15 protein-coding genes and 1 pseudogene are annotated in these 21359 nt (G+C 48.2%); 5 read left to right on the top strand and 11 right to left on the bottom strand.

Annotated elements, in window-relative coordinates; translation table 11 throughout:
* Positions 1–58 precede the first annotated feature (58 nt).
* Entirely contained in the window at positions 59–2812 is a 2754-nt protein-coding gene (locus NC996_RS13185; RefSeq protein ID WP_190411334.1) for a chloride channel protein, read from the top strand.
* Positions 2813–2843: 31 nt separating this feature from the next.
* Here the strand turns inward: NC996_RS13185 and ftsE are convergent, their stop codons facing one another.
* The 6 genes from ftsE to alaS form a co-directional block, all read right to left on the bottom strand.
* Positions 2844–3503: a cell division ATP-binding protein FtsE gene (gene ftsE / locus NC996_RS13180; RefSeq protein WP_190411357.1), complete on the bottom strand. Its 660-nt coding sequence runs from the start codon at positions 3501–3503 to the stop codon at positions 2844–2846.
* Between the two features lie 169 nt (positions 3504–3672).
* The gene (locus NC996_RS13175) at positions 3673–4413 is read right to left on the bottom strand and encodes a WecB/TagA/CpsF family glycosyltransferase (protein ID WP_190411358.1); all 741 of its coding nucleotides are present in this window, start codon (positions 4411–4413) and stop codon (positions 3673–3675) included.
* A gap of 760 nt (positions 4414–5173) precedes the next feature.
* A complete protein-coding gene (locus tag NC996_RS13170) occupies positions 5174–5542 on the bottom strand; it encodes a VanZ family protein (protein ID WP_190682479.1) in 369 nt (122 codons plus the stop codon).
* 292 nt (positions 5543–5834) lie between these two features.
* On the bottom strand, positions 5835–6095 hold the full coding sequence (locus NC996_RS13165) for a hypothetical protein (protein WP_190428755.1): 261 nt from the start codon (positions 6093–6095) through the stop codon (positions 5835–5837).
* Positions 6096–6138: 43 nt separating this feature from the next.
* A complete protein-coding gene (locus NC996_RS13160; RefSeq protein ID WP_190682476.1) occupies positions 6139–7881 on the bottom strand; it encodes an adenylate/guanylate cyclase domain-containing protein in 1743 nt (580 codons plus the stop codon).
* A 462-nt stretch (positions 7882–8343) separates the two neighbouring features.
* The gene (alaS, locus tag NC996_RS13155; protein ID WP_190682474.1) at positions 8344–10989 is read right to left on the bottom strand and encodes an alanine--tRNA ligase; all 2646 of its coding nucleotides are present in this window, start codon (positions 10987–10989) and stop codon (positions 8344–8346) included.
* 703 nt (positions 10990–11692) lie between these two features.
* Between alaS and NC996_RS13150 the strand changes: the two genes are divergently transcribed.
* Together NC996_RS13150 and NC996_RS13145 are read left to right on the top strand one after the other, a co-directional pair.
* Positions 11693–11896 (top strand): heavy-metal-associated domain-containing protein, encoded by a 204-nt coding sequence (locus NC996_RS13150; RefSeq protein WP_190411340.1) that lies wholly within the window; start codon positions 11693–11695, stop codon positions 11894–11896.
* Between the two features lie 620 nt (positions 11897–12516).
* Positions 12517–13506, top strand: a complete 990-nt coding sequence (locus tag NC996_RS13145; protein WP_190682468.1) for a diguanylate cyclase — start codon at positions 12517–12519, stop codon at positions 13504–13506.
* Positions 13507–13773: 267 nt separating this feature from the next.
* Here NC996_RS13145 and NC996_RS13140 read toward each other — a convergent pair whose 3' ends face one another.
* On the bottom strand, positions 13774–14460 hold the full coding sequence (locus tag NC996_RS13140) for an ATP-dependent Zn protease (protein WP_190682465.1): 687 nt from the start codon (positions 14458–14460) through the stop codon (positions 13774–13776).
* Between the two features lie 79 nt (positions 14461–14539).
* The gene (locus NC996_RS13135; protein WP_190682461.1) at positions 14540–15373 is read right to left on the bottom strand and encodes a M15 family metallopeptidase; all 834 of its coding nucleotides are present in this window, start codon (positions 15371–15373) and stop codon (positions 14540–14542) included.
* A gap of 240 nt (positions 15374–15613) precedes the next feature.
* Between NC996_RS13135 and NC996_RS13130 the strand changes: the two genes are divergently transcribed.
* Complete coding sequence (locus tag NC996_RS13130) at positions 15614–16555, top strand: AEC family transporter (RefSeq protein WP_190682457.1); 942 nt, start codon at positions 15614–15616, stop codon at positions 16553–16555.
* Here the strand turns inward: NC996_RS13130 and NC996_RS13125 are convergent.
* Entirely contained in the window at positions 16541–17068 is a 528-nt protein-coding gene (locus NC996_RS13125) for a phosphoribosyltransferase (RefSeq protein ID WP_190427180.1), read from the bottom strand. The genes NC996_RS13130 and NC996_RS13125 overlap by 15 nt on opposite strands.
* A 132-nt stretch (positions 17069–17200) precedes the next feature.
* Between NC996_RS13125 and NC996_RS13120 the strand changes: the two genes are divergently transcribed.
* On the top strand, positions 17201–18649 hold the full coding sequence (locus NC996_RS13120) for an MFS transporter (RefSeq protein WP_190682454.1): 1449 nt from the start codon (positions 17201–17203) through the stop codon (positions 18647–18649).
* A 679-nt stretch (positions 18650–19328) separates the two neighbouring features.
* On the opposite strand, the pseudogene NC996_RS13115 reads toward NC996_RS13120, so the two are convergent.
* A pseudogene (locus NC996_RS13115) lies at positions 19329–20702 on the bottom strand (aminopeptidase P family protein); the annotation flags it as partial.
* An 88-nt stretch (positions 20703–20790) separates the two neighbouring features.
* Entirely contained in the window at positions 20791–21222 is a 432-nt protein-coding gene (locus NC996_RS13110; protein WP_190427185.1) for an NUDIX hydrolase, read from the bottom strand.
* Between the last annotated feature and the right edge of the window lie 137 nt (positions 21223–21359).

Raw genomic sequence — 21359 nt, 5'->3', positions numbered from 1 at the left:
CCGTTAGCCATTAGCCATTAGCCATGAAATGAGTTGAGGGCAAAATGTTGAATGACTTATGAATTATTTGAGAGTGTTAAGTTCTCAAGTTTTGTCTTTACACTCAAGACTCAAATTTCCCAAATCCAAGGTCAAAGCTTTCTTACAACCCAGACGGCGTTTAGCGATCGCTGAAGCTTGTCTAATTGGGTTAGTATCGGGACTCGCCGCAGTTCTGTTCAAAGTCGGCGTCGGGACCTTGGGTGCATGGCGAGTTCATGCTTCCCACTTTCTCCCTGCATGGTTCGCATTACCCGCCATTGGTTTATCCTTTGGACTCCTCTCCGGCTTCCTAGTCGAACGTCTGGCACCAGAAGCAGCGGGGAGCGGCATTCCTTTTGTTAAAGCTGCCCTTTCTCAATTCCCCATCGCCCTGAATTTACGAGTTGCCCTCGTGAAGTTAGCCAGCAGCATTATTGCTCTGGGTTCCGGACTCACCTTGGGGCGTCAAGGGCCAACCGTGCATATCGGTGCAGCCGTTGCTGCTCAATTCAGCCACTGGGTTCCTACTTCGCCCGACCATCGCCGCCAGATGATTGCCGCTGGTGCGGGTGCTGGGTTAGCGGCTGGTTTCAATGCACCGATTGCCGGTGTGCTGTTTATTGTCGAAGAACTCCTCCAAGATTTATCCGACCTCACCTTGGGCACAGCCATTCTCGCATCCTTTATCGGTGCGGTTGTGTCGCGGCTGCTGGGCGGTCGTAGCCTTGACCTCAACCTCGATATTAGCCAATCTCAGACTAGCTTTTTTGCCCAAGAGATTCCTTTTTACCTGTTGTTAGGAGCCTTGGCTGGGGTGCTGGGGGCAATGTTTGGGAAAGGAATTTTTACTTCCCTCGCCTTCTATCGCCGCCTCAAACTTTCTCTACCGCTGCGAATTGGGCTGGCTGGATTAATTTCTGGTATCGTAACCGCCCTTCTCCCCTCAACATTTCGAGACAACACCGGGCTGCGAGAGTCCCTGCTGGCAGGTGGAGTGAGCTGGGAAATGGCAGCGATCGCTTTTGTGGCTCAGTATATACTCACGCTCGTCGCCTGTGGTTCTGGTGCCCCTGGCGGGTTATTCGCGCCTTCCCTGATTCTGGGGTCTGGGCTTGGCTATCTGGTCGGGTTCGTGCAGGAGGTAACCTTGGCAGTGGGTTCACCGACTACTTACGCCCTCGCTGGCATGGGGGCATTTTTTAGTGCCGTCTCCAAAGCGCCCATCACCGCTATTGTCATCGTTTTTGAAATGACAATGGACTTCAATCTTGTTCTGCCGCTGATGATTGGGTCTGTTGTTGCTTACCTGGTGTCAGAAAAGATAGTTAGGGGGTCACTCTACGATCGCCTGCTGAAGTGGAATGGGATTGAACTAGAGAAAAAGCCAACTACCGATGGACTCTTATCGATGCTGAAGGCGGCAGACGTGATGCAGCGCCGAGTCGAAACCTTAACCAGCAATATGACCCTTGATGAAGCCGTGCAAGCCTTCTCTCGCTCCCATCATCGCGGCTTTCCGGTTGTGTATAAGGAGAAACTGGTTGGGATTATTACCCAAACTGACCTTGCTGGAATTGCCCAACGGGGATTACCAGGGAACGCCCCTTTGAGCAAAATCATGACCCCGAAGCCGATGGCGGTAAACCCTACCGACTCCTTGGGTGATGTTCTCTATTTACTCAATCGCTATCAACTCAGTCGGTTGCCAGTGACGGAAGGGCGCAAGCTGATTGGGATTATTACCCGTGCTGATATTATTCGGGCGCAAGCAGATAAGCTGAACGGTCAATCGGTGAATATTGGCCCGCGTCCGGAGCCTTCTTACTGTGTTTATCAAACTCGTTCTCCGGCAGTGGGAAGCGGACGAATGCTCGTTACCATCGCCAACCCGCAAACCGCACCCGCATTGTTGCAAATGGCAGCTGCAATTGCGCGCGATCGCAACTACGAAATCGAATGTCTTCAGGTTATCTCGGTTCCCCGCAACAGTGCCCCTGCTCAAACGCCCGTCAGCACTACCAAAAGTCGTCGGCTGCTCCGTCATGCCGAAAAACTGGGGCAAGATTGGCAAATTCCCGTCCACACTCAGATCCGCGTGTCTCATGATGTTGCTCCAGCGATTCTGGAAACCATTAACGAGCGTCACATTAATTTGCTGCTGATGGGCTGGAAAGGCACCAGCATCACGCCCGGTCGAGTTTTTGGCGATGTGGTAGACACGATCATCCGGCAGGCTCCCTGCGAGGTGGTGCTGGTGAAAATGGGCGAAGAGACTCCAGGTGTAGAAGAGCCGAGAAGCAGAGGCATCAGGGCGCATATCGCTGCCAATTCTCCCCGGCCGCCCCGCATCCTGGCACCCCGGCATCGCATCGGCACCCACTCACCCACCGTGTCCCTCTGCTTCAATCGCTGGCTGGTTCCGATTGCTGGTGGTCCCAACGCCCAGCAAGCTTTGCAACTCCTACCCGCTTTGATGTGTCTGAGTAAGACACCCGCAATTGAGCTAGCCCAAGTTTTCCATCCTTCCACCCTCTTGCCGGACACCGCCATGTTAGAAAAATCAGCCTTGTTCCTCAGCCGCCAACTGAGTGCAAGCGTGACGGCGATTCCCCTTCGTTCCAGTTCTGTCTCGGATGCCGTGATCGATCTAGCGCAAGCTGACGCCTGCGATGTGGTGATATTGGGTGCTAGTCGGGAAGGGCTATTGCAGCAGGTGATGAAGGGAAATATCCCCGAAGCGATCGCGCGTGGCGTGAAAAGCACCGTGATTTTGGTAAGAAGCGCCCAGTAAAAAATTAAACAGAAGAATTATTCATTTCTGGTTAATTTCTGATTTTGACTTGCCCCTCACGGATTTGCACCACAGGTCGATTCGCCATCCGCAATAAGCGTTCGTCGTGCGTTGTCACCATCACAGTCGCACCGAAGGCGTTGAGTTTCTGGAGAATTCTCAGCACCGATGCCGAGTTATCCGCATCGAGATTTCCAGTGGGTTCATCTGCCAGTAACAGCGGCGGCGTTCCGACAATGGCGCGAGCAAGACTGACGCGCTGTTGCTCTCCACCAGAGAGTTCTTCAGGAAAACAATCCGCTTTATGCTGCAACCCGACTAATTTCAGCGTTGGAGGAAGGCGGCGCTCAATTTCCTTGCGCGTGAAGCCTTGCGCCCACAGTACAAAAGCAATATTTTCCGTTACTGTCCGGCGGGGGATGAGTTTGTAGTCTTGAAAAACAACGCCGATGCGCCGCCGCAGCAAAGACAGGCGATGACCCCGCAACTGCGCCACGTTGCAGTTATCGACCATGACCTCGCCATCCGTGGGGCGTTCTTCCCCATACAACAGCTTTAAGAGTGTTGATTTACCAGAACCAGAAGGCCCGGTAACAAACAAGAAATCCCCTCGCTTAACTTCCAAATTCACATCCAATAACCCACGGCTGCCATTGGAATAAATTTTTGTCACTTCCCGCAATTTCACCATGACTGCTGAGGAGGCTGAGTAATTGGCGTCCCGTGCGTCACTCCGGCGATCTTTGCCAATGCTGGGATGAGCAGAAGCTGTGGTCATATAAAAGTTATCAGTGCGTAATGCTAAGGGCTAATAGCTAATCGCTCATCGTTCATGGCAACTTCAATGAACAATTAACAATTCAAAACTCATAACTTTTTACCACAGCTCGCAAGGCAAATTGCGGTAAAGCCATCATTCTTCGCCAGCGCCAGGGTTCTTGATACAAGCGATAAAGCCATTCCAGATGATTATCCCGCAACCAAGCGGGTGCCCTGGATTTAATTCCAGCCCAAATATCAAAGCTACCGCCGACACCAATCCAAATCGATTCGGGACACAGGTGTCGGTTTTGGGCAATCCATAATTCCTGACGGGGAACGCCTAAACCCACGAATATCAGACGGGGTTGGAGAGTTTGCAGGGTTGTCTTAAATTCTGGTTCTGCTTCGGGTAAGAGGTAGCCGTGTTGACTCCCAGCGATCGCAATTCCCGGCACTCGTTCCTCCCAAACCGCAGCTGCTGCTTGCGCAACTCCCGGTGCCCCACCATAGAAAAAAATCGGGCAAAGCTTCCCCATTTGCCCAGCTTCCTGTAAAAGTGACTCTGCCAACTCAATTCCCGGACAGCGTCTCAGGCGTCTACCCTTTAGCCGCAAATAAAGGACAACCCCAGCTCCATCCGGAATCACCAGTTCAGCCTGCTGGATGATCCCCGCAAGGCTGGGGTTGTCTTCTGCCTGAATCGCCATTTCCGCATTTAGCGTAACGACATGACCGCCTACCTTCTCATGTAGGCGCGAGATTAGCCACTTAGAATAGTCTTCTAACAGATGAACGGGCACTCCCAGGACGGGAAAATGTTCGGGTTTCTCCAATAGCATCGAATTTTGGTAAGGCTTTACACCAGCCATAGCAGCTCTGTCGTTTCAAGACTATGAACGCTAACTTATTCGCTGTATTGTAGAGTATTCCCGAACTTTGGTACAGAATCGGGAAACAGAATTTTTTTATATTTGCAGATCGTATTTTCTCTTCAGATAGCTCTCTTAAGAGAGCCATCTGCGTATAACTCCAGCGGCACCAGTTCAGTTTTTCCGTTTACATTAACCTTTGAGTAGACGATTCTCACAAAGGGAGCTTTATTTTGGTTGTAGCGATAAGACATATTAAACCTCCGCGTGAACCTTGATTTTCAGAATTTTTTAGTTAATTTTATTCCAATGTCTTCTCTTTAGACTTACTTTTTTGCTACACTAAGTCGCTGAAAGCTCCAGAAGAGAATAGTAAGCTTTCTAATGATTATTTTGTAAAAACTTGGACTGTGTAGAACTATATTTGTATCGTCTAAAGCCATCTAAATTAAGGTTAAATCCACAGGAATTGCCTGTCATTAACCCTTGGGCTTAAGTCTGTAGATACACATAAACTGAATTACTTTAAGTGAATACTTCTTGAGATAGAGATCGGTGAAAAGGGAAGTAATCTCTGTTCTCCCATGCTCATGTCAATAACTTCTGCCCAGTCGTCGCGTACCAAGCGTTGAGAAAGCCGCCGAATCATCGTAGCATCGGCGACGCCATCAATCTCTAGTAAATCCAAATGCTCAGGATGTAACCAACTCCAAAAAACGATTCCCAGGCTCTACTTTAACGATGCTAGCCAGTAAAAGAACCAAATTCCGATTAGGTTGGCAGCGAGATCAGACAAGGTGGAGGAACGAAGCGGTGAGAGGGCTTGTAGACTCTCATCAAATAAAGCAAAGATACTAATCAGAATTGGTGATAGTGGTAGGCTTATGGAACGAGACCAAATATTAATTACCCGGTTCCCTAAAGCTTTCTGACCTAAGTAACTGGCAAATCCTAATAAAATGAAATGTCCAATTGTGTCATAAAAAGGAATGGCAGAAATTTTGACTGGCACAATTCCTAAATAAGCAGAAACAAAAATTGTCAGTAAAATTCCGAAATAAAGAATAAAACCTAGAACCCAACGCTGATTTGATTTCATACCCATTGCTCCCTGAGGCGCGTGTCACCCCTCAGCGTAAGTTTAGAAAATCTGTTTGCTTTCAATTAAAATAATTTCAATAAATTTAACTGGTTATATTTAATAACAAATTACACAACAACTATACTGCGATTTGTTTATGAAATTAAAGGGGATTCTTCTTAAAATACGTACATTGAAACAGATTTTTTAGGGTGGTAGGCGGTCAAGCAGAGACACGATTAATCGTGTCTCTACAACCCATCTATTTTGGCTGAAAAATTTGGTTGACAAGTTAGTGCATTAAACAGCGTTAAGCGTGGCGGTTGACTTCTTGTTGGAGCCACGGATCGACCGGCTGTCCATCTTTGCGGCGCAACTCAATCTGAATAGCGATCGCTTCTTTGGCTCCCGGCGGCGCGGGTTGCTGATGGAAGAGAATATCATATTCGGCTGGATCGTGATTGCGCTCTCGCAGCCAATCCTGCACCTTCACTGGGGCGAAGATAGATTGCCCGTCTTGGAACATCCGGGTAATCTGCATCTGTAGCGTGTAAGGATTTAACCGACCCATAAAGTTTTGCCTTTCTAAACAGCGATATCTATAAACTTCTAGCTCACACTAGCAGTTTTTCTGTTTTTCTGCCGATGAGTAGATAAGTCATCATTTCTCCCTTTCCTTTCACCTGGATTGCACCCCGCTCTTCCCATTGATATTTGTCCTGTAAAAGCTGGTAAGTGGCGGCGGTAACTTGAATAGAACCTGTGACTCCGTGGGATTCCATGCGACTGGCGGTATTAACTGTATCTCCCCATAAATCATAGATAAACTTTTTCAAACCAATGACTCCAGCAACAACCGGGCCAGTGTTAATGCCAATTCGGATGTTGAACTCTTCGCCATTCACTGCATTGAATCGGTCAATTGCCTTTTGCATATCTAACGCCATTTCGGCAATAGCTTCTGCATGATCCGTGCGAAGGATAGGTAAACCGCCAACCACCATATAGGCATCCCCAATGGTCTTGATCTTTTCCAAACCATGTTGTTCAGCGAGTTGGTCAAACGCAGAAAATATTTGGTTGAGCAAGTTGACTAGTTCTACTGGTGATGTATGAGCAGCCAGTTGAGTAAAACCAACGATATCTGCAAATAGAACCGTTACTTCGGCAAAGTTATCGGCAATGATAGTATCCTGTTCTTTTTTTAATCGGTCGGCGATCGCTTGGGGCAAAATATTGTGTAGCAGCCTCTCCGCCTTCTTTTGCTCCGCTTTTAGTTCTTTTAAAGATGACTCTAAAGCTTCTAACATCCAGTTAATTGTACGAGCCAGGATCGACAATTCATCTCTGCCAGCGATTAAGACGCGCATTGACAGATCGCCTTTAGTACCAATGCTCCGAACCTCCGTACTGAGATAAGCTAGCCGAGACAGAAGCAATTTTTCTAACAGAAATAAAGTTGCTCCGGTGAACGCGATCCCCACGACCAAAGTAGATATACCCAGCGACACTACCAGATCAGTCAGAAGAAGTTGGCTTTGTTGATAAAATTCTTTGGGCATATCAACTCGCAACAGCATTACGGGTTTTCCGTCAATGTCCCGCAGTAGGGTATATCCCACCATCCCGCCATTGCTGAGCGATCGCACCAGAATCGAAGAAGACTTATCGGGCATTTTGGACAAAGCCGGACGCACCAATTTGAAGTCGGGAGGTAGTTGCGGATCGCTTGCCAAGTACATAGTGATGGGCAAATGGGTCAACTCACTCAAAGCCTTGACTTTTTCAGTATTCAGGTAACGCCCTAAGATCAGCGTTCCCCGGCTAGGCCCTTCACCCTGGCTATTGAGAATTGGCCCTGCGGTGATCGCCATTGGCCCTTGGGGCAACAGAACGATGCCAACATAGTGGTCAAGTCGTTCAGAGTTCTTTAGCAGGCTTGTGTTAGCCGCTAAGTATGCCTGGATTTCCTTCGGAGTGGGGATTGCTTTGCGCTGCTTCAGGTTGAAGCTTTGACTAAAAACCAGCTGACCAGAGGAATTGATAAATAGGATTAAGTCGGATCTGAGCGATCGCAAGGAAATATCATTCAGATTGCGATCGATGTAGCGGGGGTTGCCATCCTTGATGAAGTCATAGGTGTCATCCCACATCGCCCATTGGTCGTTTAGAACGCTGAACTCACTCAGGTAGTTCGAGAAAGCATCCCGAACTCGTTGAACGTTTCGGTAAGCCTCCCGTTCGTGCAATTTGGCGAAGCCTTTCAGCAGAATGGTTGACGAGGTGACATACAAAACCCCAATCAAACTTACGACGGTAACGCCAATCGTCAGCAGTGTTTTCTCGCGTAGTTTCATGCCCCTGAATGAGCGGTCAGCGATGCTGTTACTGACACGCTACACCTAAAAGTAACTTAAACCAGAGGAAATTTGTAAGCTAAGACTGGCTCAAGGCTGAGTGCAACTGAGTTTGACCCCCACATTCTGCCCTCAAAGTGTTTCTGTGCTACCGCCTCGATGCAACGCAAAGGTGACTGGATGACTAAATAGACACAAAAGCCCTATAGCGCCAAGTACGACAGCAGTCCTAGAACGCCTATAGATAGGGTTGTGTCCAGAATCCGATTGTGGGCTTTAGCTGTGAGTAGAGGGGTATGGTGCGTAGCTGTCCGTTCTTGTCCTGGTAGTCGAGACTGAAGCCACCTAAGTGGATTTTGCAATCAGGTAAATTGTTGATTTGTCGGGTGGTAGTGGTAAGACTGAGGTCTAATCAAAGGAAGCGATCGCATCCCTTTCAATTAAAGACGCGATCGCTTCCTTCTATTCGCCCAAACCCGACTTTAACTGAGTTCTAGCGCTTTCTAAGGCTTCTTTCAGCTTGCTGGGATCGCGTCCGCCAGCTTGCGCCAGGTTGGGGCGTCCGCCGCCGCCGCCGCCGCAGATTTTAGCAATCGCGCCGATGAATTTTCCAGCTTGCAATCCTTTCTTATTGACTTCTGGGCTAAAATGTGCGACTAAACTTACTTTATCTGCTTCGGGAATTGATGCCAAGAATACGGCACCATTCCCCAATTTTTGCAGTAATCTTTCAGCGGCATTTTTTAGAGATTCTGCGTCAACATCGCCCAATTCGGCAACTAAAATTTTGAAATCGCCCACTGTTTCAGCAGTGCTGAGTAACTGGTCAGATTTCGCGAAGGCGAGTTCTGCCTTTAATGCTTCTAGCTGCTTTTGAGATGCCTTTAATTCGTTCTGGATGTTAGTAATTCTGTCGGGGAGTTCTTCGGGTTTGACTTTAAAGCGATCGCTCAAATCTTTAACTACTTTCTCCCGGACATTCAAGTATTCCAGAACCGCTGGTCCTGCCACTGCTTCGATCCGCCGCACCCCGGAAGCAACACCCGCCTCGGAGACTATCTTAAATAGCCCGATTTCAGCAGTATTGTGAACGTGAGTACCGCCGCACAATTCCATCGAAACTCCTGGGACATCTAGTACCCGCACTTCATCGCCGTATTTTTCGCCAAACATCGCGATCGCGCCTTTCGCTTTGGCTTCCGCGATTGGCAGGATTTCGGTTTCGGCGGGATGCGCTTCCGCGATCCAAGTATTGATTTGCTCTTCGATTTGTTGTACTTGTTCGGATGTCACGGGACGAGGACAGTTGAAATCAAATCGCAGCCGATCGAAGGCTACCAAAGAACCCGCCTGAGTAATCGACTCATCGACAAACTTCTTCAACGCCGCTTGCAGCAGGTGCGTTGCGGTATGATGCGCTTGCACGCGACGGCGACAAGACAAGTCAATTTGGGCAGTTACAGCATCTTCTACCCGCAGCGTACCGCGTTCAATGCGACCGAAATGGACGAAGAAATCGGATTCTTTCTTAACGTCTTCAACTCGTACCAAAACGGAATCGCCGGAGATATAACCGCGATCGCCAATTTGTCCGCCCGATTCTGCGTAGAATGGCGTCTTATTCAGGACAATCTGCACTTGTGTTCCCGCTTCCGCCGCTTCGACAGATTTGCCTTCTACAAGAATCACTTCTACTTGCGATTGGCTGGAAGGTTGGGTATAACCCAGAAACTCGGTGCTATGAATGTGTTCGGCTAGCTTATCTAGGGAACCTTGTAGGGTGAGATCGATGGTTTCGTGGGCGGATTGCGATCGCGTTTGCTGTTCCTCCATTGCCGCATTGAAGCCTGACTCGTCTACCGTTAGTCCTTCTTCCTCTGCAACTTCCTGAGTGAGTTCTACAGGGAAGCCGTAGGTGTCATAGAGAGTAAAGGCGTCTCGCCCGTCAATCTGAGTTTTACCTTCCTGCTTCACCCGCTGAATCATTTCTGACAACAGTTTCTCGCCTCGTTCCAGTGTCTTGAGGAAGCGAGATTCTTCTCGTTGCAGTTCCGCTTTGATTTGTGCTTCTCGCACACGGACAATCGGATAAGCGGACTCGGAAAGCGCGATCGCAGTCTCCGCCACTTGCGGCGTAAATTCTCCTTGGATGCCAATCAGTCGTCCGTGACGCACCACGCGCCGAATCAAGCGCCGCAGCACATACCCCCGTCCAATATTGGATGCGCGAATTTCATCGGCAATCATGTGGACAACGGAACGGACGTGATCCCCAATTACCTTCAGGGAAACTTTCGTCTTCTCGTCGCTGTTGGCGTAATCAATTCCGGCGATTTCAGATGCAGTTTTGACGATCGGGAAAATCAGGTCAGTTTCGTAATTGTTAGGTACCTGTTGGAGGATTTGCGCCATCCGTTCCAGTCCCATCCCCGTGTCGATGTTCTTATTTTGCAGCGGCGTTAGGTTGCCTTCTGCATCCCGGTTGTATTGCATGAACACCAGGTTGTAGAACTCGATGAACCGGGTGTCATCTTCTAAATCAATCTTGTCATCACCGCGTTCTGGGTGGAAATCATAGTAAATTTCCGAACAAGGACCGCAAGGACCAGTGGGACCAGATACCCAGAAGTTATCTGCTTCTCCCATGCGTTGGATTCTGGCTTCGGGAACGCCAATTTTATCCCGCCAAATCGTATAAGCTTCCTCATCTTCCCGGAAGACACTGACGACAAGGCGTTCTGGGGGTAAACCAAAAACTTGTGTTGACAGTTCCCAACCCCACGCGATCGCTTGTTCTTTGAAATAATCCCCAAAACTGAAATTACCCAACATCTCAAAAAAGGTGTGGTGTCGGGCAGTCCGTCCTACATTCTCAATATCATTGGTGCGGATGCACTTTTGCGAAGTGGTGGCGCGGGGAAATTCAGGCGATCGCTGTCCTAGAAATATCGGCTTAAAAGGCAGCATCCCGGCGATCGTTAGCAGTACGGTGGGATCTTCTGGCACTAAGGAAGCACTCGGCAAAATTTGATGTCCTCGCTGGGCATAGAAGTCGAGGAATTTTTGCCGAATTTCGCTACCGCTAAGGAACTGGGAGGAAGAAGACATGGGAATTTACAAGGGCTTGGTATCGGTCAACTTTATCTATTTTTACATTTGTTTATGCCTTGTTGTAGCCCTTCTCGTTCAGGCATTGCAAGGCAGGGAAATTGTTTCTCTTTACTAACGCTTATTTGCTGTATTTAAAGACTTGTCAAGTTTGGTAAAATTGGAGACTTTGCTCCAAAATGGGGTGCTAACTTTAATAGTGGACACCAGGAAGTTAGAAAAACAAGGAGGCAGATGAAAAACGGAATGGGAAACATAGACGCGGTGTCCCCGGTCTGTTACCCAAGAGCAGCAAGAACCAACCAAGCATAGACTGTAGTGGTAAAAAGCACTGAAGGGGCAAAAAGCCAAGCTGGTGCAAAGCCAAACCAAAGTCTGGGAAGACTGGACTATGCTGGAACACTAAAGGTAAAGGTGAAGCTGCCAAACTTGTCCACCCTAGTTGTTGAAGTTCATTTTTTGAGAAAACCAATCCTTTCGATCTAACGGGCTTAGTCGCACTCGACTAAGCCCAAAAATGTTTTTAGGGGAATTTTTATCGAGGATGCGAATTGACAAGTCAGCGCTAGACTAACGCGATCGCGCCAGAATGCCGAATCTGCATTATCGCTCAGCAGGCTGATTTATCCGACACTGTGTCAACGGTAAAATAAAGGCTTCTCGAGTCGCACACTTGCAAACTTAATTGACTTGAATTGAATTTATGGCACTTCAACTAAAAGTTCCCACTATCGCCTGTAATGGCTGTGCAGAAACGATTACCGACACGATCCATACGATGGAACCCGACGCCAAGGTGGACGTGGATGTAAAAGCCAAGACGGTGACAGTGGAAGCTCAAGCTTCGGAAGAAACAATCAAACAAGCAATCGTGGCGGCAGGTCACACGATTGAAGGTTATCAATAACCATACTCTGCATTACTAGGGTTAATTTTGAGCCAGTTAGGTAATAATCTAACTGGCTTTTGTCTGGTTACTGACTTCGTAGTGAATCAAGAAATCACAGATGAATCGGCTGCAAAAAGGCGCGATCGCGTAGCGTCTCCAAAGGAGAATCCCTCTGTTCTTGACAAATGGGGATGCGATCGCTCGCTTTACGCTTCCTTTCTCAAGAGTGGTAACATATACCGATTATCTGCCAGCATAAAGAAGAATCTGCTCGCAGGTTGTTCAAGCATTTGGGTAGTGTGGCAGTTTTATGAAGATTTTGTAAAATTCTCTACCGCCAACGGAATACCCATCTCTAATACTTGTAGCAAACTGAGAATGTAACAGAGTGTGTCGGTGCCAACGATCGGGTTAGAGTTTGGTAGTGCTACCCGGTTCAATGGCATAGCAGCCAGAAGCCTCGTATAGCGGCATCCGCTAGAGCGATCGCTTCTTCGCCCCACAATCTACACGCTCATCCAGTCTAGGGTCATCTATCCATTCGTCTCCTTCGTTGCTCCATAAAAACTCTAGTGGTAGAAATTCTCACGTTTCGTCAACAGGGAAAGAGTCTTGATTCTTCCGGAATACCTACGCTAATGGATGCTTTTGTTCTAGTTGTTGGAACTGATGCATTTCTGGCAACATTTCTGACGCGAATTGCTGCTTTAGTAGGTGGCGCAGTTGAAGCTGCCTCCCAGCTAGATGAAGTCATCCCACTGCTGGAAAAGCGACTGCCCTATATCTTAATTTTGCAGGCAAGTCTGGAGGGCAGTTTGGAATTCTGTTATCAGCTCAAACAACATAACCAATTAGCGGGGATTTACTGCATCTTGATAGAAGACCGACCGGAACTTGCCCACGAGCAAACACTTTCCGATCGACACCGAAAGTTGGCACTCATGGCAGAAGCTTTAGAAAAAGGAGCAGATGCTTACTTGCAAATTGCCCCAGTCAGAAGAAGGAGTGCTGCCCTTGCACAAGAGGAGATTGGGTTGCAAGATCGCTTACTGGCAGCACAAATTCAGATGGGATTACGCAAGGTGCAAAACTATCGTCAATTGATGCGAACCAATGATTTATTGTCAACAATGGCGCTATCTGACCCGCTGACGGAACTGAATAATCGTCGCGCCTTGGAATGGGAATTGCCCCGACAGATTCAAAATGCTCGGAGTCGCTTAATTCCGCTGAGTTTGGTAATGCTAGATGTAGACTATTTCAAGTCTATTAATGACACCTACGGGCATCTGATCGGCGATCGCGTCCTGCAACTACTCTCCGCTCGTCTGCAACACAACCTGCGATTTCAAGACACTCTCTTCCGCTACGGGGGCGAGGAATTTGTTGTAATTCTCAGCCACACAGATGTTCAAGAGGCTCCAGTGGTAGCCCACCGTCTGTGTCGCCTGATCTGCGAACAACCCTTCAGAATTAATCCCACCCTGTCACTCACAATTACGATCAGTTTGGGGACAGGCACCCTGAATGCGACGGACGATATTAAAGGAGTAAACTTGCTACAACGTGCTGACCAAAACCTTCTGCAAGCCAAATCTGATGGTCGCAATCGAGTTGTTAGCGAATAATTCCGAATTGCGGAAAAGGTAGAAACTCTCCGGCTCAATTTTTCTCTGTTAAAACAACGAGAAGTGTATTGGAAATTACTACTTGTTTGAGCTAAAAAGGGTATATTTAGATAATATAAATCTGTTTCATAAAATTATTACCGCCTATTTCTTCCTTATCAATCTTATTATACCAGAAAAAACCAGGTAAAATCTAAGAGGCAAAGACAAAAACTTCCCATTAATTCTATAAATTTATAATTGATTAATGACTACTATTAGGAACGGCTAACTTCTAACAGTATATTGCCCAAGCACCTGATAGCACTCCTCAACTGAAGCACGTTGTTCCATCGTCGCTACCAGGGCTTCGTAGGCGGGATAGTTTTCCTCAATCAGGGTACGTGCTTGCAGCGCACTGGCACGCTCTTTCTGTTGAGCGCCGCTTTCCTGCCGTCCTAACTGTGTCAGCGCCTCTCTAATTTTTTGCCGGTCTTCTGCGCCTCCCTCGGCGCTACCGTATGCCAAAATCTCGGCGGCGATGCCTGCCATCCAGACGGTGCAGAATCGATCCAGGATGACTTGCATCTCCCAAGGGGTTGTCATTTCTTGCTGCAATTTTTGGGTATCAAATATCACCCCACCTTGCCCAGGATTTCCTTGTCTAACGGTTTCCCAGGCGCTGAGCGTGTAGCCAGTGATGGGAATTTCGAGTAAGTAGGCGACGAGGAAATGACCGGCTTCATGCCGCAATACGCGATCGCGGTATTTGGAGTCAGCACCTGCAAACAACTCCAAAAGGATTGTGCTCCCTTTGCCTTGGAAGCTGAAGGTATCTAGGGTTGCCAGTCCCAGAATGCTAATCGTTGCGATCGCGGGGATTGTCGGTGATATGTTCAACATTGGCCCCAACAAGCTAGAAAGCGTCATTGCAAAGACGCCAATGGCAATTAGATTTAGGGCAGTTTGTTGCATGATATTGAAGTCTAAGGTAGATGAATTAAAAATTAAAACTGGTGCTTTAAATTTTGCATTTTTAATTTTTAATTACTGGCTAGGGTAAAGTATTGGGGTTGGGATTGGTCGGGGACACGACAGAGCGATCGCCCGATGGCTGTGCCCCACCTCCGAATTGTTTGGCTTTATAAAATGTTTCCAGACTATCGCGATCGCCTACATAGCGCCAGTGCCAGGGTTCATAACTAACGCCTTGGGGATTGTTGCGGGGAAACGATATCTCAAAGCTATAGTAAGGAGCGTTCTTCTGAAGCCACTTAAAAGCCGCAGTCTTCTCAAAGTTAGGACTGAGATTCGTTGCGGGGACTCTTCCATCACCCACGTCTATCGCGTACCCAGTATGATGTTCGCTGTGACCAGGAGGCGCACTCACTTTTGCCCGTTCGGCGGCTGACTGTCCGCGCTGCGCCTTGGTGTCAAAATATAAATGCTGCTGCTCGGTAATCGAGCGAAATCCTGAAATTGGCACGATGATAACGCCGGAAGCTCGCGCCGCTGCTACCATCGCTATATATTGTCTGGCGGCAGTTTTACGCATTTTCAAGCGACCATCCGCTGTAATCGGCTCAAGTTCGGACTGGGGTGCCTCTTGGTAGGGAAAGTGTCCAAAGAGGGTATTGACTGCTGGTGTAGCGGAAGGCGTTTGAATGCCTGGAATCTGATTTTGGACAGGCGTTGATGCATCCGATTCGGATACAGGACGGGGGAGTAAGATACCGATAATCAGCGCGATCGCTCCCAATCCCAACAAACCGCCAAACAGGAGAATCGGCTGCCACTGTCGCTGGCGTCGTCCGAGGTACGGCGTATCCCGCAACGCCTCCGGAATATCGTCTATCGGCAGTGCCGACTTGGGTGGTTTTTCAGGCATACCCGCGTTTTCCAAAAGAGCCACTCCTGTTGTTTTTGTGGTTAGTTATCAATTCTTAGATATCCAACAACGGCACTGAGACTCAACACCTAACTTTACAAGTATTTTAGACTGAGCGAATATCAACAGCCGCCGTGTATTCCCAGATGCCTCGTCATCAACCCTGATGCTTAACATGAATAGAGGCTGACATATCGTACAGGTGTCAGTCTAAACCTTCTGCTGACAACCCATGAGACGATGCCTAATATAGGAATTCAACTGCTGGAACTCTATTTCCGGCTAGGTGGTGGCATTTTGCTGGGATGGGTTTTGGGTCGCCAACTGCCCAAAGTAGTTCCCACCTATTTAGGGAAGTTTCTCTTTTGGATTGGAGTCCCGCTCGGCATTGTGGCGTTTCTGCGTCACGCCGACTTATCTGGGCCAATTTGGATTGCACCCGTCGCCGCTTGGGTGGCAATTTTGGTGGGAGCCGGATTAGCCTGGTTTTGGATGGGAAGACAAGCCTCGCAATTCCCTAAAAAAGCTTGGAGTAAATCCACTCAAGGAAGTTTTCTATTAGCCTCAATGGTCGGGAACACCGGCTACTTGGGTTATCCCGTCACCCTCGCTCTCGTCGGGCAGCAGTACTTTGGGTGGGCGCTATTTTATGACCTGATGGGCACCACGCTGGGAGCCTACGGCTTGGGCGTTGTCTTGGCGGCTCGTTTTGGGGTTGGGGCAGAGAAGGGCGTCTTCCCGTCCCTACAGGCAGTGCTGATTAATCCAGCGCTGTGGAGTTTTGGCTTTGGGCTGGGTTTTCGCAACTTCCCCCTACCCGAACCCGCCGAACAATTGCTGCAAATGATTGCTTGGAGTGGAGTGGCGCTGGCTTTGGTGCTAATCGGTATGCGCCTCAGCCAGCTTTCTTCCTGGGGTAGCCTCCCTTCGGCATCTGTGAGCTTAGGGATTAAAATGCTGCTAGTTCCGCTGGTACTGGGCGTTGGGGTTGGGCTGCTGGGTGTGAGTGGGGCACCCCATCTGGTCATTGTTTTACAGATGGCAATGCCTCCAGCGTTTGCCACCCTCATCTTGGCAGAAACCTACAATCTCGACCGAGATTTAACCGTGACGGCACTGGTTGTCGGGACGATAGGACTCCTATTGACTCTGCCGGTTTGGTTGGTGTTATTTGGTCGCTGAAACAGCAGCATAGCGTTGGGCTAACTCTGAGGGATCGACCTGTTCGTATTTTTCAAAGGGTTGGTGAATCCAGGGGTTTTCCGGGAGATAGTCCACATAGTAATCAGGCGCGATGACGGAGCAAGCTTTGTACCAAATGACGGCGGATCGAATCTGCTCGACATCAGCCGCATAATGATGTTTCAGCCAAGGGATGGCTTCCCGGAGGGTGATGCCAGAATCCACTAAGTCATCCACCAGGAGAATGCGGCTACCCAGATGTGGGGAAGTCATGGTGAGGTCGCGGGCGAAGGCAAGCGAACCCCGGAAGCGATCGCCTGTGCCACCGTAAGAAGTGGCAGCTAAAATTGCCAACGGTTTGTGGTAAATTCGCGATAAAATATCACCCACCCGTAGACCGCCCCTGGCAAGGCAGACAATCTGGTTAAACTCCCAGCCGGATTGATAGATGATTGCCGCCAACTGTTCGATTTTTTGGTGGTACTCTGACCATGACACGTAAAGCTCTGGCATAACAGGCACAATTGAACAGGTTTAGAGAACAGTACAAATGCTATAGAACAAATGCTATAAAATTCCCGCTCTTGGGAGACAGATGCGATACTTTTTTGAAATTTTCAATCCCCCTGCCATCAGCCAACTGCCATGAGTGATTCCTCTTCTGAGCATTCCCCCGCGACACCCGACAGCGAAAAGCTAAAGTTAAGTACGAAACTGGCTTATGGTGCCGGTGATGTAGGTGCTGCGATCACCGCAAATATTGGGGTGTTTTATACCGCCTATTTTCTGACCGATGTCGCCGGAATCGCCGCTGGACTAGCGACTTGGATTCTCCTGATTGGCAAGGTTTGGGATGCGGTGAACGATCCGGTTGTCGGGGTGCTTAGCGACAGAACAAACTCGCCACGCTGGGGGCGTCGGCTTCCCTGGATGTTATATGGGGCGATTCCGTTTGGAATCACGTTCTTTTTGCAGTGGCTAGTGCCTCGATTTAGCGCCAATGACTCTGCGAATCAATGGGGATTGTTCTGGTATTACATTGTCATCTCGATTTTGTTTAATTCGTTTTACACCGCCGTTAATTTACCCTACACTGCCCTAACTCCAGAACTGACTCAGGACTACAACGAACGCACGAATCTCAACAGCTATCGGTTTGCTTTCTCGATTGGGGGAAGTATCGTCTCTGTGATTGTGTTCGGAATCATCGCCGCTTTGATTCCTAATGACCGCATCCAGCAATATTTGGTGATGGGCATCGTTTGTGCAATCTTGTCGGTCTTACCGATTTATTGGTGTATTTGGGGGACACGCGATCGCATTTTGGCAAGGGCGGCACAAAATCCCACCTTTGAACAACCTGTCTCCCTCCCAATTTTGCAACAAGTGCGGATTGTTTTGAGCAATCGCCCTTTTTTATATGTTGTTGGAATTTATCTATGTTCCTGGTTAGCTGTCCAGGTCACAGCAGCTATCATTCCTTATTTTGTTCTCAGTTGGATGCGCTTAAGCGATGCAGTCGTTGCCCAAGTCATTCTAGCGGTGCAGGGAACAGCATTGTTGATGCTCTTTATCTGGAGTAAGCTTAGCCAGCGATACGGTAAAAAAGCCGTATATTTTATGGGAATGAGCGTGTGGATTATTGCCCAGGCGGGATTGTTTTTCTTACAGCCCGGTCAAATTGCTTTCATGTACGTGTTAGGAGTGATGGCAGGTTTTGGCGTTTCTACAGCTTATTTGATCCCGTGGTCGATGCTGCCAGATGTGATTGAATTAGATGAACTAAAAACCGGACAGCGGCGGGAAGGGATTTTTTACAGCTTCATGGTGTTCTTGCAAAAAGTCAGTTTAGCTGTTGCCGTGGCTTTAGTCTTGAAAAGCCTGGAGTGGAATCAATACATTCGGTCTACCCCAGAGAACTTAGCCCCGATTCAACCGGATTCTGCACTTTTAGCGATTCGCATCGCCATCGGACCTCTACCAACAATTGCCCTAATTTGTGGATTAATCCTGGCATACTTTTATCCTCTGACTCGTGAGGTTCATGCCGATATCTTACTGAAACTGAAAGAACGGAAATTAAAGGCTCAATAGCTCTTATCAATGAACTTTTCGGTTTGAATGGGTGTGTTAGAAATTCACCCATTCAAAAAAGTTTTTTTCTGAATATTATGGACTTTGTTGATTTTCTTTGATAAACTGAAATCAATAATTAAGAACTACCCATTAATATTTTTTTGAGACGGATTTGCATTATCTAAGAATACCTTTTCAATGCATAGCTAGTAGTTACTTGCGATACATTTTTCAGAAAAATTGTTTTTCTTTAAAGTTTTGAATCATTGTATAGAATACCAGCATCATTCATTTAGCTAATCGCTAATTCAAGCATAATAATCGCTACAACACGTCCAAAATCAAGCCAATAAATCTTTTAAGAGAAAACCAAATCGGGAAAAGGTAAAATTTTATTTACCCTTTCCCCAAAGGATTTCTTACCGACAGGAACTTATTTAAGCAGTTGTAAAGTAGAAATTAACCCATCCGGGTATTTCTCAAGCGCCTTTTGTTTGGCAACCTTGTGATCTACATCCAGAAAATACTCACCGCTATCTGCCTCAATCGCGATAAACCAGTCAGGATAATCCTTCATCAATTGGGGGCTAACTTGTTCAAAAATTGCGCGACAACGCTTAATAAAAGTGGGAATACCGGCGGGTGCTTTTCCAGTCATTGGTTGCCCGGTTCCGAAGAAAACGCGGGATTCCTTCTTAACCAAAGACTCAATTACATCGGCATCGGTTGGCAATGCTGCTGTAAGAACTTCGCTGCCTGATTGGGTGACTAGAACATCATCTTCTATGCGAATCCCGCGCACATCTTCAAAGTGAGAGAGGCGATCCCAATTCACCACATCCTGATATTTTGCTCGGAAATTGGGGTCATTTAAAATTGCCGGAACTCGATAGAATCCTGGTTCAATGGTGACTAACATTCCAGCGCGTAAGGGGCGATCGAGCCGCAGGTAAGCTAAACCAAAGCGATCGCTTCGAGTTCTCCCCTCTTCATACCCCGCCAAATCCCCCAAATCTTCCATATCGTGGACATCCAAACCCACTAAATGACCGATTCCGTGAGGGAAAAACAAGGCATGAGCATCCATTTCTACCAAATCTTCCGCACTGCCCCGCAGAATGCCTAAATCCACCAACCCTTGGGCGATCGCAGTCGCTGCCAATAGATGAATCTCCCGATACTCCACATCCGGGCGGATTTTGGCAATGCAAGCATCGTGAGCCGCCAAAACCAAATTATAGATTTCTCTTTGGGTAGAAGAGAACCTACCCGATACAGGCCAAGTGCGCGTGACATCTGCTGCCCAGCCCATTGATGTTTCAGCGCCCACATCCGCCAGCAGCAAGTCTCCCGATTGCAGGGGGTGCCAATACTGCTGATTGTGGAGAACCTCCCCGTGAACCGTGACGATACTGGGGTAAGCGCAGCTCATATTCTGTGAGATGATGACACTCTCCATTGCCGCACGCACACCTGCCTCCAACTTGGCGCTGGATGTGGCAGCCATTCCCGCTAAGTGAGCTTCCACGGTGACAGATGCAGCTTGTCGTAATTCTGCCAAAGCACCTGCATCGTGGCTGAGTCGCAAAAATATAATGGCTCGTGCTAACTCCCCATCAATTCCCTGAGATGCATTTGCGGATGCGATCGCGCGATGCATTATCTGAGCTTGTTGCTGCCTAGTTGCGGCATCCTGCACCGAGATAGTCGCAGCATCCGCTGAGCGTGACTCCAATTCTGCCATCGAAAATACCGCATCCGCTCCAATCGCCTGGGCAATTTCCTCACGTTTCGGCATTTCTCCATGCCAGAGGGCACTGGCAGGAGACGCATCATCCATAAACAGTTCTAGTTTCCCAGCTTCGAGGCGGATCGCCGTATTTTCCAGAGGTACCCCCGCAAAATAGAGGAAATGACTGCTGGCGCGAAATGGGAAAGTATTGGCTGGATAATTTCGGGAACTACTACGCCCAGACCAGAGAATAACTGGAAAATCAATTAACTCGGCAAGTCGTTGCCGCCGGTGAAGCAGAGTAGCGGCAAACGTGCGATTTCTCTGAAGTTGCATCATAGCGAGTAGCGGCAGTTTATGGCTTTTCCCTTTTGTATTTAAGTTTAACCTGAGCTAAAAAGCCATTACCCATTGGCTATAAACCGCCTCAAGACAATCGAGGACGTATCCCGTAATGCCGATAACGCCAATAATCGTGCAAAATTTTGTCGTGATCGAAGCATAAATCCGTGGGAATTCGCCAAGATTCAAAAATTCCAACCGCCTTGGCATCATCAGCAGCTTGAGGTTCGCCCGTCGCCGTTGCGATAAACACAACGCTCATCGTATGACTTCGCGGATCGCGGCTGGGATCGGAATACACCTGGAATTGTTCAATTAACTCCACCTGTAAGCTAATTTCTTCCTGCGCTTCGCGCCGCGCCGCCGCTTCTGCTTTCTCCCCGTAATCAATAAATCCACCCGGAATTGCCCAACCATAAGGTGGGTTTTGGCGTTCAATTAATACAATCGGTCGATGCGGTCGATCGATCAGTTCAATAATGATATCGACAGTCGGAGCAGGGTTTCGGTAAGTCATTCTGAATATATTGCCCCCCAATGAGCGGGATCGAGGGAAAAAAGGCTGAATTTATTCTGCCGCGATCGCTGTCATTTATGACGGTTGAATTACCGAATGCAACCCGCCCTAGGAGTGAGTGTCAAACTTCTGCGTAC

The organism is Trichocoleus sp. ST-U2, assembly GCF_039961875.1.
In the GTDB taxonomy this organism is placed as follows: Bacteria; Cyanobacteriota; Cyanobacteriia; order Cyanobacteriales; family FACHB-T130; genus FACHB-T130.
This window is presented reverse-complemented; position numbering and strand designations above follow the sequence as displayed.

Coding starts and splice junctions, on each gene's coding strand:
- NC996_RS13185 (WP_190411334.1), top strand. CDS start 59: ATGAATTATTTGAGAGTGTTAAGTTCTCAAGTTTTGTCTTTACACTCA.
- ftsE (WP_190411357.1), bottom strand. CDS start 3,503: ATGGTGAAATTGCGGGAAGTGACAAAAATTTATTCCAATGGCAGCCGT.
- NC996_RS13175 (WP_190411358.1), bottom strand. CDS start 4,413: ATGCTATTGGAGAAACCCGAACATTTTCCCGTCCTGGGAGTGCCCGTT.
- NC996_RS13170 (WP_190682479.1), bottom strand. CDS start 5,542: ATGAAATCAAATCAGCGTTGGGTTCTAGGTTTTATTCTTTATTTCGGA.
- NC996_RS13165 (WP_190428755.1), bottom strand. CDS start 6,095: ATGGGTCGGTTAAATCCTTACACGCTACAGATGCAGATTACCCGGATG.
- NC996_RS13160 (WP_190682476.1), bottom strand. CDS start 7,881: ATGAAACTACGCGAGAAAACACTGCTGACGATTGGCGTTACCGTCGTA.
- alaS (WP_190682474.1), bottom strand. CDS start 10,989: ATGTCTTCTTCCTCCCAGTTCCTTAGCGGTAGCGAAATTCGGCAAAAA.
- NC996_RS13150 (WP_190411340.1), top strand. CDS start 11,693: ATGGCACTTCAACTAAAAGTTCCCACTATCGCCTGTAATGGCTGTGCA.
- NC996_RS13145 (WP_190682468.1), top strand. CDS start 12,517: ATGGATGCTTTTGTTCTAGTTGTTGGAACTGATGCATTTCTGGCAACA.
- NC996_RS13140 (WP_190682465.1), bottom strand. CDS start 14,460: ATGCAACAAACTGCCCTAAATCTAATTGCCATTGGCGTCTTTGCAATG.
- NC996_RS13135 (WP_190682461.1), bottom strand. CDS start 15,373: ATGCCTGAAAAACCACCCAAGTCGGCACTGCCGATAGACGATATTCCG.
- NC996_RS13130 (WP_190682457.1), top strand. CDS start 15,614: ATGCCTAATATAGGAATTCAACTGCTGGAACTCTATTTCCGGCTAGGT.
- NC996_RS13125 (WP_190427180.1), bottom strand. CDS start 17,068: ATGCCAGAGCTTTACGTGTCATGGTCAGAGTACCACCAAAAAATCGAA.
- NC996_RS13120 (WP_190682454.1), top strand. CDS start 17,201: ATGAGTGATTCCTCTTCTGAGCATTCCCCCGCGACACCCGACAGCGAA.
- NC996_RS13110 (WP_190427185.1), bottom strand. CDS start 21,222: ATGACTTACCGAAACCCTGCTCCGACTGTCGATATCATTATTGAACTG.